This is a genomic window from Lysinibacillus sp. NPDC056959, assembly GCF_042674095.1.
Classification (GTDB): domain Bacteria; phylum Bacillota; class Bacilli; order Bacillales_A; family Planococcaceae; genus Lysinibacillus; species Lysinibacillus zambalensis.
This window is the reverse complement of sequence record NZ_JBHURE010000008.1, coordinates 87,211-101,408: the sequence shown is the minus strand read 5'-3', so window position 1 is coordinate 101,408 and position 14,198 is coordinate 87,211. Positions and strand designations below refer to the sequence as shown.

12 protein-coding genes are annotated in these 14,198 nt (G+C 36.9%); 8 read left to right on the top strand and 4 right to left on the bottom strand.

Translation table 11 applies throughout. The features are described 5' to 3' along the window. Nucleotides 1–6: 6 nt before the first annotated feature. Nucleotides 7–708: an amino acid ABC transporter permease gene (locus ACFTQ7_RS11985; protein WP_386828917.1), complete on the top strand. Its 702-nt coding sequence runs from the start codon at nt 7–9 to the stop codon at nt 706–708. Nucleotides 709–721: 13 nt separating this feature from the next. After that, the gene (locus ACFTQ7_RS11980; protein WP_386828915.1) at nt 722–1,477 is read left to right on the top strand and encodes an amino acid ABC transporter ATP-binding protein; all 756 of its coding nucleotides are present in this window, start codon (nt 722–724) and stop codon (nt 1,475–1,477) included. Nucleotides 1,478–1,533: 56 nt separating this feature from the next. Here the strand turns inward: ACFTQ7_RS11980 and helD are convergent, their stop codons facing one another. Then, complete coding sequence (helD, locus tag ACFTQ7_RS11975) at nt 1,534–3,840, bottom strand: RNA polymerase recycling motor HelD (RefSeq protein WP_386828913.1); 2,307 nt, start codon at nt 3,838–3,840, stop codon at nt 1,534–1,536. Between the two features lie 607 nt (nt 3,841–4,447). Here helD and ACFTQ7_RS11970 point away from each other — a divergent pair. Then, nucleotides 4,448–5,404, top strand: a complete 957-nt coding sequence (locus ACFTQ7_RS11970) for an AAA family ATPase (protein WP_386828912.1) — start codon at nt 4,448–4,450, stop codon at nt 5,402–5,404. 23 nt (nt 5,405–5,427) lie between these two features. Further along, nucleotides 5,428–6,063, top strand: coding sequence for an RNA ligase family protein (locus ACFTQ7_RS11965; protein WP_386828910.1), 636 nt, complete (start codon nt 5,428–5,430; stop codon nt 6,061–6,063). 264 nt (nt 6,064–6,327) lie between these two features. Here the strand turns inward: ACFTQ7_RS11965 and ACFTQ7_RS11960 are convergent, their stop codons facing one another. Next, the gene (locus tag ACFTQ7_RS11960; protein WP_386828908.1) at nt 6,328–7,518 is read right to left on the bottom strand and encodes a coenzyme F420-0:L-glutamate ligase; all 1,191 of its coding nucleotides are present in this window, start codon (nt 7,516–7,518) and stop codon (nt 6,328–6,330) included. 228 nt (nt 7,519–7,746) lie between these two features. Here ACFTQ7_RS11960 and ACFTQ7_RS11955 point away from each other — a divergent pair, with 228 nt between their 5' ends. Continuing rightward, nucleotides 7,747–8,667 (top strand): LysR family transcriptional regulator, encoded by a 921-nt coding sequence (locus ACFTQ7_RS11955; RefSeq protein WP_349660222.1) that lies wholly within the window; start codon nt 7,747–7,749, stop codon nt 8,665–8,667. A gap of 477 nt (nt 8,668–9,144) precedes the next feature. On the opposite strand, the gene ACFTQ7_RS11950 is transcribed toward ACFTQ7_RS11955, so the two are convergent. Beyond that, nucleotides 9,145–10,026 carry a LysR family transcriptional regulator gene (locus tag ACFTQ7_RS11950; RefSeq protein WP_349660223.1) on the bottom strand — a complete coding sequence of 294 codons (882 nt, stop codon included), beginning with the start codon at nt 10,024–10,026 and terminating at the stop codon, nt 9,145–9,147. A 113-nt stretch (nt 10,027–10,139) separates the two neighbouring features. Between ACFTQ7_RS11950 and ACFTQ7_RS11945 the strand changes: the two genes are divergently transcribed. Next, a complete protein-coding gene (locus ACFTQ7_RS11945; protein WP_386829012.1) occupies nt 10,140–11,159 on the top strand; it encodes a YeiH family protein in 1,020 nt (339 codons plus the stop codon). A gap of 237 nt (nt 11,160–11,396) precedes the next feature. Here the strand turns inward: ACFTQ7_RS11945 and ACFTQ7_RS11940 are convergent, their stop codons facing one another. Beyond that, complete coding sequence (locus ACFTQ7_RS11940) at nt 11,397–11,732, bottom strand: heme oxygenase (protein WP_197142608.1); 336 nt, start codon at nt 11,730–11,732, stop codon at nt 11,397–11,399. 268 nt (nt 11,733–12,000) lie between these two features. Here ACFTQ7_RS11940 and ACFTQ7_RS11935 point away from each other — a divergent pair, with 268 nt between their 5' ends. Beyond that, entirely contained in the window at nt 12,001–12,687 is a 687-nt protein-coding gene (locus ACFTQ7_RS11935; RefSeq protein WP_386828906.1) for a response regulator, read from the top strand. Continuing rightward, a complete protein-coding gene (locus ACFTQ7_RS11930; protein ID WP_386828905.1) occupies nt 12,671–14,098 on the top strand; it encodes a HAMP domain-containing sensor histidine kinase in 1,428 nt (475 codons plus the stop codon). The genes ACFTQ7_RS11935 and ACFTQ7_RS11930 overlap by 17 nt, the downstream gene beginning before the upstream one ends. The last annotated feature ends 100 nt before the right edge of the window (nt 14,099–14,198 follow it).

The following is a 14,198-nucleotide window of genomic DNA, read 5'->3' as shown; positions in this document are numbered from 1 at the left end:
GTAACCGTGAATTATCAATTTTTAGTTGAAACATTTTTTGTTGCATTATCAGGTGTACCTATCGCACTCCTTGTGACAATTGTTGCTATGCTTGTTGCTTTACCACTAGGCTTCCTACTAGCACTAACACGGGTCAATAAAATCCCGGTGATTCATCATATAGCAAAGATATATGTCTCCTTTGTCCGAGGTACACCGATAATCATTCAAATCTTTATTATTTATAGTAGTATTCCATTAGTACTTAAAATTATTTTTGAAAAATATAATATTGCCTATGACATTTATAAAATCAATCCAATCTGGTATGCATTTATTGTCTTCGCATTTAGTACGACGGCAATTTTAATAGAAGTATTTCGTTCTGCTTTAAGTACGATTGATAAAGGTCAGCTAGAGGCAGCTCAAGCAGTAGGCTTAACAACATTTCAAGCTTATCGCCGTATTATTATTCCGCAGGCTTTAGTAGTAGCGATGCCGAATATTTGTACAGCCACAGTCAATCTCATTAAAGCGACGTCTTTAGGCTATGCAATGTCCTTACCTGAAATTACATTAAAAGCTAAAGTAGCTGCCAATGTTGGCTACAATTACGTGGAAGCATATATTGATATTTTCATTGTGTACTTAATTTTATGTAGTACGGTTGAATACATTTTTAAACGATATGAAAAACATTTAAGTAAATTCAAAGTGGCAAAAGCCTAAGGGGTGAACGAGTATGCTAGAAATTAAAAATATTCATAAATCATTTGGTAACAATGAAATTTTAAAAGGTGTCGATTTAGCCATTGATAAAGGAGATGTTGTCGTTATTTTAGGTCCCAGCGGCTCGGGAAAAACAACATTATTACGTTGCATTAACTTTTTAGAGAAAGCCGACCAGGGACATGCGACATTTGGCGATATCCAAGTAGATTTTCAAAATGTGAAGAAGAAGGACGTACATTCTATTCGACAACGGGTAGCCTTTGTATTCCAAAATTACAATCTTTTTACGAATAAAACAGCGTTAGAAAATGTGACAGAAGGGCTTATTATAGGACGTAAAATTCCAAAGGCAGAAGCCATAGATATTGGCAAAAAAGCGCTTGATAAAGTAGGTTTATCAGAAAAATATGATGCCTACCCAAGTCAATTGTCTGGAGGCCAGCAACAACGAGTCGGTATTGCACGGGCAGTAGCGTTGAACCCTGATATTATTTTATTTGATGAACCGACTTCTGCACTTGATCCAGAGCTAGTAGGAGAAGTCCTTCAGGTTATGAAAAACATTGCAGCAGAAGGGACAACGATGCTTGTTGTCACACATGAAATGGGCTTTGCAAAAGACGTAGCCAACCGAGTGATTTTTATGGACGGTGGTGTCGTTGTAGAAGAAGGAAGCCCACATGATATATTTGTTAATCCGAAAGAAGAGCGCACGAAGAAATTCTTAAAACGTGTAATTCCTGAGGATTATAATTACTACATTTAAAAAAGAGAATCTGCTAGCCTTCAATCGAAGCATGCAGATTCTCTTTTTTATTGAAATTAAAGTTTTAAAAAATGGGTTAACTCATTAATGTAATAGATATGCAATTCGTGCATAGCTCGTGTACAAGCTGTGTAAAAATAATTACGTTCTGTTTCTCTAAAATAAGTAGCTGAGGAAGCATTGTATATTAAGACAGCGTCGAATTCAATTCCTTTTGCCATATAAGCAGGCAACAGTAAAATACCTTTTTTAAATTGATTTGTATGATGGCTAATGAGCTGAATATCTACTTGGTCTTTCATTTGTTCAAAAACCTTCGTACACTCTTGCTCTGTTTTACAGATGACTGCAATTGTTTCGAAATTTAGGGACAAGCTGTTAATCTTTTCGACAAGCTGTTCGATTAAATCTATTTCATTCGAAACAATCGTGATCGTCGGTTCTGAACCAGTTCGATTAAAGGCTTCTACTTTTGCGTTCTCATGTAAAATCTTCGAAGTAAGGTGAATAATTTGTTTTGTTGAGCGATAACTTTTCGTTAATATTATTTTTTCTGCTTGTTCACCATACAATTGTGGCGTCAGCAGTGAAGGGTTTTTAAAGGTATGGGGATGGATAGTTTGATGTCCGTCTCCTAATATAGTCATACGTGCACGTGGAAATAATTGTTGTAATACAAATAGCTGAAATGGAGAATAGTCTTGTGCTTCATCAACCAAAACATGACGAATCATCGTATTTGTTCGTTGACCTTCTATTTTGTCCTGCAAATATAAAAATGGAGCGGCATCTTCATATGAAATAATGCGCTTTGTTAAATTAGGGAGTGTTTGTTGACAGATTTCTTCCCAATGGTCGGGTAAAAAGTTCTGTAATTGCTGATGAATAGTCTTGTTCATATCAAACAGTTGACGATAAATGCCTAACAAATGAACGAACTTTAATTGTTTCACAGATTGACGAAGTGGCTTGAGCTGTTTTTTGACAATTTGGATGGCTATTTTCTTGCGCTCTTGCTCAAAATCATCAAAGGAGTTTTCTGAAAAGCGACCTTCATGTAAAAGTTCACTATAGGTTTTTGTATATTCTTCAATGTCTAACAGTTCACTAGCTTCTTCTACCCATTCTTTCGTCCGTTCTGTCTTTTCAATTTTCGATAGTTGTTGTAATAACCATTCTTTCACTAACTGTAGTCGATTTGGAATGGGAATTGTCGCATTGAACGAATAAAAGTACTCAGCAATTTCTTGCGCTGTAATAATTCTTTCTCCTCGAAAAACAATGTTTTTAAATAGCAAACCGTCATCGGCAAGGTACTCTATATATTTGTCCATCAATTCTCGATATTGGAGGCTAGCTTTGAAAGAAATAGTAGTAAGCTTCGTTTGGTAGAGCAAGTCATTTTTCTCTGTTAAAAGTGACTCCAATTGCTCGTAAGGATACTCCAATTGGAACTGTCGACCTAAACGTTTTGTTGCATATTCGGAGAAGGTTAATTGCTGCATATTATCTTCACCTAAATCCGGTAAAACGGTATGAACATATTGATTAAAGAGCTGATTAGGTGTAATCAATAAAATTTGATCAGCAGTAATTTGGTCTCGATAATGATACAACAAATAAGCAACGCGTTGGAGAGCAACAGCTGTTTTTCCACTACCCGCGACACCTTCTACGATGAGATAAGGCGTGTTGACATGTCGAATAATTTTATTTTGTTCGGCTTGAATCGTTGCTACGATGCTACGGATATGTTCATTTGCATTTTGAGCGAGAATATCGAGTAATAAGTCATCACCAATTGTTAATCCAGTATTAAACATCGATTGCAATTGACCATTCTTAATGATAAATTGCCGCTTTAAAAGCACCTCACCTTGAATGTCGTCAGTCGCTGTTTCATAAGTAGCTGGGCCAGGGGTGTAATCATAATACATACTTGATATAGGGGCTCGCCAATCATAAATTAGTATGTTTTCATTATCTTCATCCATTAAGGTTGCTACACCGATATAAATCTTTAAAGGTTCGTTTTGCCCATCCTGTAAAAAATCAATGCGAGCAAAATAAGGTGATTGCAGTAAGCGGTCATAAGTTTTTACATCCTTGATGGCACGTTGCTGAGCATGTTGAGAATCGGATAAGAGCTCCGCCTGTTGTTTAATAGCATAATAAGTTTCGTCTATATCCTCAGGAGTATCTAAATTCACTCTGACGTCATCCCAAAAGGTTTTCTTTAATGTTAATACATTGTCTCTAACATCCTTTTCCTTTTGTAGTAACTCCTCTTTTTTGTGATCAACTGTATTTAAACAAAGAACAAGGTACTGATTTTCTTCTGTCCGTTCATATTGCTTTTCCAATGTTACTCACATTCCTTTCAATATGGATTTAGAATCGGGAAATTTATCATACAGCTAGTTTGGAAAGAAGTATAGTCTAGTAATTTTGGCAAATTTATGATATAATTAAATTATAAAAGAAAATCAAATTTTTGATAAAAGACTGTTCCTGAAAAGTTAGGGCAGTCTTTTTTGTAGCCTGATTTCTCTCTTTTGGAGAATGTTACTTTTTATGGATGGTCACCTATCTTTTGGTATGGCATCATGAGTTTAAGGTGATGGAGGTGGAGGTTTGCTAATTCCTTATGAATTGGCGCCGCGCCTTGTGATAACGCACCTTTATGATTAATGTAGTGTTGTCGCTGACGCTACGCTTTCGCACAGATGTTGGTCCGAGAGGCTCAACGGATGCCTTTAAGAAAGCGTCCGGTGGGAACGAAGATCAACTCCACGTTATGATAATTATCCCTGTGTCTCTTTGTTGTTATTGTAACCATCAAAAATTAATCTCTATACTTTAAAGCTAAGCTGATGGTTAATTTTTGATAAATAAGAAGAATAGAAGTCGATTACTAACTAAAGAATATGTTTCTATAAACGATATAGACACTTGAAAGGGGGTGAAAAAATGAAGGTGATATTTACAGTTGGGTTACCTGGAAGTGGTAAGAGCACGTTCGTTAAGGGGCTAGCCAAAAGCGAAAACGCGCTTATTCTTTCAAGTGATGCTATACGTCAAGAGTTATTTGGTGATGCTACAAGGCAGCAATCGCGAATAGTATTCCGTGTTTTGTATGAGCGTTTAAATGAATGTGTGGCCAAAGGGCAATCTGTTATTGTTGATGCGACAAATATCGAGAGAGAACGTAGGATATTTTCTATAGGTAAAATGTCTCGTGATGTAAAGTTTGTGTGTTATTATTTTGATACACCTTATGAATTGTGTTTGTCAAGAAATCAACAAAGAAAGAGAAAAGTTCCGTTAGTAATTATGGAAAAGATGAGAAAGAATTTGGAGTTTCCGATAGTGGGGGAAGGGTTTGAAGAGGTGCATATTGTACATGAAGCGAGTCCGTATGAAATGTCAAAAGAGCAGTTTATTTCACTAATCCAAAGTGAAACCACATATGAGGAGCTTTTTCAGAAGTTAAGATCAGTCCAATCATTTAAAGAAATTTATCAATTTAATCAAGAAAATCCGTATCATCAATTTTTCCTTTGCCAGCATACGTATTTTGTTTATGAATATATGAATGAATACTATATGGAGAGTGACAAGCTTGCACTACAAATAGCTGCTCTATTCCATGATGTAGGGAAACCGTTTTGTAAAAAATATAAAGAATTACAACAAAGATATGGATATTATGGACATGAAAATGTATCTGCTCAAATGGTATGCCATTTTTTATTAGAACTTGGCTTTGAAGAAGACTTTGTTTTAAAGGTTGTTAATTTAGTGCAATTTCATATGTTAATTCAATATGGAGGCGATAATGGATCGAGTAAGATTTATCATTTATTAGATGGTGACTTATTAACAAAGCTTTATTTCTTTCGTGAGGCAGATCAATTTGCGAAGTAGATGTAAATAAAGGAAGTGAGTTTATGACCAATTTGATGAAATATCCAAGAAGCTTTCATTTGCCGTGGAGTAGAGGGTATACACATGATGATAAGGTTGCTAAAAATGTTAATCATTTTATTGGAAAAGAGGTTGTTGTAACCGAAAAATTAGATGGGGAAGGAACAACACTGTATCAAAACTATATGCATGCTAGAAGCTTAAATTCAGGAGATCATCCATCTAGGCATTGGGTAAAAACGTTTCATGCTACATTTGCATTCCAAATTCCAGAAGCGTGGAGATTATGCGGTGAAAACGTTTATGCCAAGCACTCCATTTACTACAATGAATTAACTAGTTACTTTTATTTATTTAGTATTTGGAACGAAAAAAATATGTGTTTAAGCTGGGATGAGACAGTCCATTATGCAGCTAAACTGGGGATTGAAACGGCGCCTGTATTATATCGGGGCATTTTCGATGAAGAAAAAATAAAGAAGACGTTTACAGGAAAATCACTTCTTGGAGGTGAGCAGGAAGGGTATGTTATTAGAAATGCGGATTCCTTCCATTATGATGATTTTCGATATAATCTAGGGAAATTTGTGAGACAGAATCATGTTCGAACAAGCGAACATTGGTTAAACGAAGAAGTGATACCTAATCAATTGAAATAAGTGAGGCATACCTACTAAAAGAAAAAGGACTGAGAAAAATGTAATTCTTTAATTTGAAATCAATAAAAAATAATGTATATGAGGAAGTATGCAGTGGCTGCATGTCCCTTTATAAAATAGGGATTCACAGGTTCGATTCCTGTCAACCTCACTAAATGAAATAATAGAAAAATTAGTTTTTGGATATAGTGTCGACATTGAAGCATGTCCACTATATAAAAATGAACGCCCAAGCGAAAATGGGCGTTCATTTTTTATAGCTTTTTATTTTGTGTAGTTATCAAAATAACCTTGAATATAAATCATTGGTGTTCCTTTGTCGCCTGAACCTGAAGTTAAATCTGAAAGAGAGCCGATTAAGTCTGTTAAACGACGAGGCGTTGTACCTTGAGCGGCCATTTGCCCAGTTAAATCTTCATCTTTGTTTTGGATATACTCAGAAATGGCTGCTTTTAATTCTTCGCCGCGAAGTTCCGCAAAATCGTTATCCGCTAAGTATTTTAGTTTTACTTCGTTTGGTGTGCCGTCTAATCCAGCTGTGAAAGCTGGAGAAACAACAGGGTCAGCTAACTCCCAAATCTTGCCCACAGGATCTTTAAAAGCACCATCACCGTAAACCATTACTTCAACTGTTTTACCAGTAGCTTCCTTGATCTTTGCTTGGATGCCATCAACGATTGGTTGGCAAGTATGTGGGAATAATTTTACGCTATCTTCAGTAGCTTTATTTGAACCAAGTAGACCATATTCTGCATTAAAGCCAGAGTCGTTATTAGGCTCAGATAAAATATTATCAAGACTGTATACTTTTTCAGCACCATTTACCGTTAAAATACGTTTTGTGCGTAAGCGTGTATGAATATCACAAGTTAAAACGCTCTTCGTAAAATCTAAAATTGTTTTTGGGTTGTTTGAAAAGATAACTTCACAAGACGCGCCCTCAGCTTCGATTAGTTCTTTATAATATTCAATATAATCTACGCCTGTAAATGTATGTTTTTTATAGCCGAAATGCTCACGGAATTCAGCCTCAGTTAAAGTATCTGTCCAAGGATTAATCCCTTTTACATCTAGCTCATCGATATCAACTAGGTGGTTCCCAACTTCATCAGATGGATAGCTAAGCATAAGAACAACTTTTTTAACGCCTTTTGCAATACCGCGTAAGCAGTTAGCGAAGCGATTGCGGCTTAGGATTGGAAAAATAACACCAACAGTATCATCACCAAATTTAGCAGCTACGTCCGCTGCGATGTCATCGATGGATGCATAGTTACCTTGTGCACGCGCTACGACAGATTCTGTTACTGTGACGATGTCACGATCTTCAATTGAATAGCCTTCAGTCTTTGCTGCGTTTAATACTGTATCAACAACAATTTGCTCAATATTATCGCCTTCGTTAATAATCGGACCACGAAGACCTCTTACTACTGTACCAACTACACGTTCCAAAATAATCTCTCCTTATTAATAGATAAATGTATGATTAATAGTTATGCCTCGGCATGATTGCGTCTGGAACCGGTTGTGGGTTTCACAAAAAAACTCCTTGCTGATTCTTTTTCGCCTACTGAAAAAAGTTAAATATTGTGAAATTAAATCAATATGGTTTTACTATACGCCTCTTTAGTGATATAAGTAAAATTAATAGTTCGTATAATAGCTATAAGAGGTGCTTATATGATAGGGAAATTAGATTTATATCGCGTTTTTAGTATCGTTGCTAAAAATAATAGCTTTTCAAGTGCTGCTAAAGATTTATATATGACTCAACCAGCTGTTAGCCAAGCTATGATGCAATTAGAAAAGGAGCTCGGCACACGTCTTTTTAATCGCACACCTAAAGGGGTGACATTAACAACTGAGGGCAGCCTTCTGTATGAATATACAAATTCAGCATTAGGCCTTTTAGATGCTGGCGAGGAGAAGCTGCTAGAATTTAAAAATTTAACAACAGGTCAGTTGAAAATTGGGGTAGGAGATACTATTTCTCGTTTCTTTTTAATGCCTTATCTAGAGGCATTTCATACGATGTATCCAAATATAAAATTACAAATGTTAAATGGAACGACTTCGGAAATTTGTAATTTTATTAAATCTGGTGAGGTTGATATAGGACTTTGCAATTTTCCGATAGAAGATCCGACATTACAGTTAACCGCTTGCACAGAGGTTCAAGATATTTTTGTATGTGGCGAGAAGTACAAAACGTTGGCTTCAAAAAGTATAAGCTTTGAGGATCTGCTAAAGTTTCCACTTATTTTTTTAGAGAAAAAGTCTAATTCAAGAAAGTACGTAGAAGATTATTTGTTTGCAAGAGGAATCCATATTGAACCTGAGTTTGAGCTTGGTTCACATGATCTAGTGCTTGAATTTGCACGAAGTAATTTAGGGATTGCCTGTGTAACGAAAGAATTTTCTAAGGATTATTTGCAACGTGGCCTTTTATATGAGTTAACATTAATAGAAAGTATTCCAACACGAAGCATTGGCATGTGTTATTTAAAAAGTGTGCCTTTATCTCGAGCAACGTTGAAATTCGTAGAAATTATTGAGCAAAAGCAGGAGCGTAAACGTATAAATCCAAGATTTATACAGTGAGCTTAGAGAGTAGTGTTGAAAAACAAAATGATGAAGAAGATCTTTGTGAATGTTGTAGTGCTTTAGCTGAGGGTGATTTTCATACCCGAAGAAACAACTAAGTGAAATGGTTGATTGGAGTGGAGGCTGGGCGACTCCTTGGGGATTAGTGTCACAGATGAGACCCTGCAGCGAAGCGGCTCATCGGACACCCCCAGGAAACTGCTTAGCTGGAACGGAAATCACCCCCTCTTTGTGGTAATTGCTACATACAAGTGATTTCTAATAAATTTTGGTCCATCATCGTAATTTACAGATGACATTTTGCTAAAAAGTATACCGTGCAAATGTTGATTGTAGTGGAGGCTGGACGACTCCTTGGGGATTAGTGTCACAGATGAGACCCTGCAGCGAAGCGAAGCGGCTCATCGGACACCCCCAGGAAAGCGCCTAGCCGGAACGGAAATCAACCCCTTGTTTTGCCGAAGATTTATATATTTAAGCTTTTTTTAATAGTGCCTCTATAAGAGTGTCAACATTGCGTTTGTTTTTCATTGTAGGTGAGTACAAATAAGAAAATGTTCGTGTAAAATGTTGATCCTCGAGAGGTAAGATTTTTATATCGTTATTTTTTAATTCACGCTCAATGACACTAGCGGACAGTAATGAAAGTCCGAGCCCTTGAATCACGCTTTCTTTCACACCTTGATTACTACTAATAGTAAGAAGTGAACGTACTTGGAGCCCGTTTGCTCTAAATAAATGATCTAAGTAATAACGTGTGCCAGAGCCATCTTCACGTGCAACCCAATTTTGCTGCTGTAAGTCCGCAACCGTAATAGTTGGTACCTTTGCAAGAGGGTGATTACTCGCACTGACAATAAATAATTCATCTTGCATAAACGGATGAATAATAAGTTCATGGTCGTGTGCCTGTCCTTCAATAAGACCGATATCGACTTGTAACAATTTTGTATATTGAATGATTTCTTTCGTATTGCCAATAATAACTTGAAGCTCTAACTGGGGGAATTGCTGTTGTAGGCTAGCTATGATAGGAGGCAAAATATATTCGCCAATTGTAAAACTAGCCCCAACCACAAGTGTCCCTTGGATTTCATGATGATAGGTTAAAATATCTTCCTTTGCTGCTTCCGCAATTGCCAGCATCTGTTTAGCTCGTTTATATAAAATTTCTCCAGTTGGGGTGATTTGTACAGATTTTGGTGAACGGATAAACAAGGTCGTTTGAAATTCTCGTTCTAAGTTTTTAATGTGTAAACTGACACTCGGCTGTGAAATATGAAGTATTTCGGAGGCTTTCGTAAAATTATTGACTTCCACCAGTGTGATAAATGTTTTTAAAGCATCATACTGCATATCGTCACTCCTATCATTAGAAATATTAATAATTGCCATTATATATATGTATTTTACTAATGATTAACTTTCTAATAAAGTAATAATCATCAAGGATGAAAGAAGTGAACAATATGGATAATGGACAACGTAGGTTAAAAAGTTTCCTGACCCCTGCGTTTATGAAGGGGATATTGTTGACACTCATTATTGCCTTAGTGGCGAAGTATATTTCGACATTTCCGTTCTTCTCAATATTAGGGCAGCTTGTCATTGCCATTATATTAGGTATGGCTTGGAGAGCAGCCTTTAAAGTGCAGGATACTTGGCAAACAGGCATCACATTTTCAAGTAAAAAATTATTACGCATCGGCATTATTTTATTAGGTATGCGTTTGAATTTAATGGATATTTACAATGCTGGAGCGAGTGTCTTCCTTATTGCGTTTATTAATCTAGTATTTGCTTTACTTGTTGTATATGGCTTAACGAAGGTATTTCATGTCGATAAGAAACTCGGTATATTAACAGCTTGTGGCACAGCTATTTGTGGAGCTGCAGCCGTTGTCGCTATTGCTCCTCAAATTAAAGCAAATGAAAAAGAGACAGCAGTGGGCGCAGCGATTGTTGCATTATTAGGGACTGTATTCACATTAGTCTATACGGTGTTATACTCAGTATTTAATTTAACCCCTACTGAATATGGTATTTTTGCGGGAGGCACTTTACATGAAATTGCTCATGTTATTGCAGCAGCCTCTGCTGGTGGGAATGAAGCAATTGATATGGCGGTTATTGTTAAGCTAACACGTGTCGCATTGCTTGTACCAGTAGCCATTGTCATCGGTATTTTATATCGGAGAATGGACAAGAAGCAGGAAAAGGAAGGATTTTCACTGTCAATCATTCCATGGTTTATTCTCGGGTTTTTAGCGATGAGTGCTATTAATTCGTTAGGGATCGTACCAGCTAATGTAGCGCAAACATTTGTAAATACCGCTTATATTTTAATCGGGATGGCAATGGCCGGACTAGGTTTAAATGTAGACATAAAAACCTTTAAACAATTAGGTGTAAAGGCGTTTATTGCCGGACTGATCGGTTCTGTTTGTTTATCAATACTTGGATATGTTTTAGTTATTTTCATGCGATAAAGTATTAAAAAACCTGCATTTTTAAAAATGCAGGTTTTTTTAGATAGAATCAGAAGATATGTTAGTTATTATCCCGCTTCCTCGGAAATAGTGAGGATAGGAGATATAAAATCAATTATGCCTCGGCATAATTGGGTCCGGAATCGGCTTTGTGCTTAGGCCTGCACGAGGGCCGACACGTACCGAAAGCGTAGCGACAGGTACAGGAGTTTGAACACCTGCTGAAAAAGTTAAAAGTTAGCGTAATGCTTCAATTGAAGAAGCTAATTCAGCTATAACTATTTTGCTACCGATCATTGGACTGTTTTCAGGTTTTCCACCCTCAGAGCTTTGTCCAGGACGGTGATGTGCCGCAGCGAATGCATCGCTATTACGCCAAGCTTGGAAATGCTCCTTTGTCTCCCAGTACATATTGACGCTCATTTCGTCATAAGTCGGATCATCAGTTGAAACTAGTACCTCTACTTTATGGAAGCCTTCAAACTGTTGTAGAGGACCTGGTTTTGTAAAGTTCGGTGCCATTTTTGCAGCAAAGCCGGGTTTGACTTGAATACGATTTGTAACAATAATCATGTTTTTCCCCCCTAATCATTTTTAGTTAAAAAAATCTACTATACGAATGAATTATCAATGATTATCATTCGCAATCAATGATAATTGGCTTAGGAAGACATTGTCAATAGATTTAAATTGTAAATAGCTCGATATTTGAAGTGTTGGAACCATACATGGAAATATACTTCGCTATAAGAATGAACAGACGCACTAGCTCCTGACATTTAACTGACATAATCCGATGATATAATGAAAATACGAATGAGCTGGTAACGAGGTGAAGGACATGGCAAAAATATTAGTAGTAGAAGACGAATATGCAATAAGTCAAGTATTGAAGGCATATTTGAAAAAAGTAGGCTTTGATGTTGTGCAATGTTTTAATGGTGGACAGGCATCGGATATGTTTCAAAAGGCGCAGCCTGATTTAGTATTACTCGATATTATGTTACCAGAAAAAAATGGTTGGTTCATTTTAAAGGAAATTAGAGAATGTAGCTCTTGTCCAGTGATCATGCTAACGGCATTAGGCGATGTAAATAATCGATTAGAGGGTTTTGATCAAGGGGCAGACGATTATATTGCAAAGCCATTTATAGCTGATGAGGTAGTAGCAAGAGTAAAGGCAGTTTTAAGACGTGCTGAAGGAAGTTATAGATCTTCAGAAATAAAACGCTTTGGTGAGCTAGAGATTGATATGAAAGGCCACCGAGTGCTACTTAAAGGAGAAGAAATTATTTTAACGCCTAGAGATTTATCTGTGCTCTTATTTTTGGCAGAACACCCAAATCAAACATTTACACGTGATCAACTGATCGATCAAGTTTGGGGATGGGAGTATGAAGGTAGCGATAGAGCGGTGGATTTAGCTGTGAAGCGACTCAGAAAGGTACTTAAGGAGTGGGATGAGGAAGAGGGAGAAATAAAGACACTACGTGGATTGGGGTATCAGCTAAGTGTTCACAAAAAATAAGCGAGTATCTTTACGCAACTATTGGACAAGCCGCTATTTACTAACGCTCTTTGTAGGTCTAGCAATTATCTCTTTTATTTCTGCGGCATGGATTCGACATACGACGTTTCAAAATCGACTAGAGATGATGGAATTTATAGCAGACGAGACTGTATTTCGCCTAACAGATACTTCTGGACAAAATAATGGACCTATGGGGGGGATTCCAGGGTTTATTAGTAACCGTGAGCGATCTACTATGCGAGAAATTGATCCCGTTTTATATGTTGTAGATACGGCAGGCAATATAGTAAGCAGCAATCGACCGATGCCTCCGGGGAGTGAAAAAAATGTTGCCAACTTACTGGATAGTGAAGAAGGGACAAAGAAGATAACTTTAACGAGTGAGGGACGAGAGTTAGCTCAATATGTCGTAAAACGAAAACTTGAAAAGGACAAAAAGGTAGTTGGCTGGGTGCTTGTCTTAGAGAAAAAGGACAATTTAACGAAGGTTAACCAAGCATATGGACAACTGGCATTATTAATTGGAGCACTTGCTGTATTAGGTTGGGGTGCTATTTATTTTTTATCAAAACGTTTAGCGTATCCAATAAAACAAGTTGCCGAAGCCGCAAAGCAAGTGCAAGAAGGAAACTATACATTTGATTTGCCTCAAAATATTAAGGAAGAAGAAATTTATGAGCTCGTTAGTTCTTTTAAGGAAATGGCGAATAAGCTAGAACAATTAGAAAAGACTCGAACGGAACTATTAGCAGGCGTCACCCACGAGCTAAAAACACCAGTTACGTCAATTAGTGGATTATTGCAGGCAGTGAAAGATGGAGTCGTTACAGGTCAAGACGCTAGTGAATTTATTCAAATGGCGCTAGTAGAAACGACGAAAATGAAAACGATGGTCGGTGATTTGCTAGCTTACAATCATTTTGCGGTAGATGCAATTCCAGTAAAGCTTGAAACAGTAAGTGTTAATCAATTAGTACGTGATGCTGTAGCACAATGGGAAGTCATGCAGGATAATGAAAATGTTAAGATACAAACGGATCTCCTTACAGAATCTGCTGATGTACACGCGGATGTTGTAAGAATACAGCAAATCGTTACAAATTTATTGACGAATGCAAAGCAGGCCATGCAAGAAGGGATCGTTACCGTAAAGCTTATGGAAAAAGAGGATGCTGTATCAATTACTGTAAGGGACACTGGATACGGTATTCCTCAAGAAGATCAAGCATTTATCTTTGAGCGTTTTTATAGAGGCGAAAATAAAAAATATGCGGTCCGTGGGTTAGGCTTAGGATTATCACTTAGTAAAATGATGGCGCAATCTATAGGTGGTGATTTACGCTTAATTGACAGTAATTCATCAGGAACATGCTTTGAAATAACACTAAAAAAAGCTATTACGCTCTAAAAGGCGTAGTAGCTTTTTCTTTGTAAAAAATTTTGAAGGAAATGTTAAAGCTGACATCTGACTGACACATTAGACCTTTATAGTAGGCATTGTAAACGAG

Coding starts and splice junctions, on each gene's coding strand:
- ACFTQ7_RS11965 (WP_386828910.1), top strand. CDS start 5,428: ATGACCAATTTGATGAAATATCCAAGAAGCTTTCATTTGCCGTGGAGT.
- ACFTQ7_RS11950 (WP_349660223.1), bottom strand. CDS start 10,026: ATGCAGTATGATGCTTTAAAAACATTTATCACACTGGTGGAAGTCAAT.
- ACFTQ7_RS11940 (WP_197142608.1), bottom strand. CDS start 11,732: ATGATTATTGTTACAAATCGTATTCAAGTCAAACCCGGCTTTGCTGCA.
- ACFTQ7_RS11945 (WP_386829012.1), top strand. CDS start 10,140: ATGGATAATGGACAACGTAGGTTAAAAAGTTTCCTGACCCCTGCGTTT.
- ACFTQ7_RS11935 (WP_386828906.1), top strand. CDS start 12,001: ATGGCAAAAATATTAGTAGTAGAAGACGAATATGCAATAAGTCAAGTA.
- ACFTQ7_RS11980 (WP_386828915.1), top strand. CDS start 722: ATGCTAGAAATTAAAAATATTCATAAATCATTTGGTAACAATGAAATT.
- ACFTQ7_RS11970 (WP_386828912.1), top strand. CDS start 4,448: ATGAAGGTGATATTTACAGTTGGGTTACCTGGAAGTGGTAAGAGCACG.
- ACFTQ7_RS11955 (WP_349660222.1), top strand. CDS start 7,747: ATGATAGGGAAATTAGATTTATATCGCGTTTTTAGTATCGTTGCTAAA.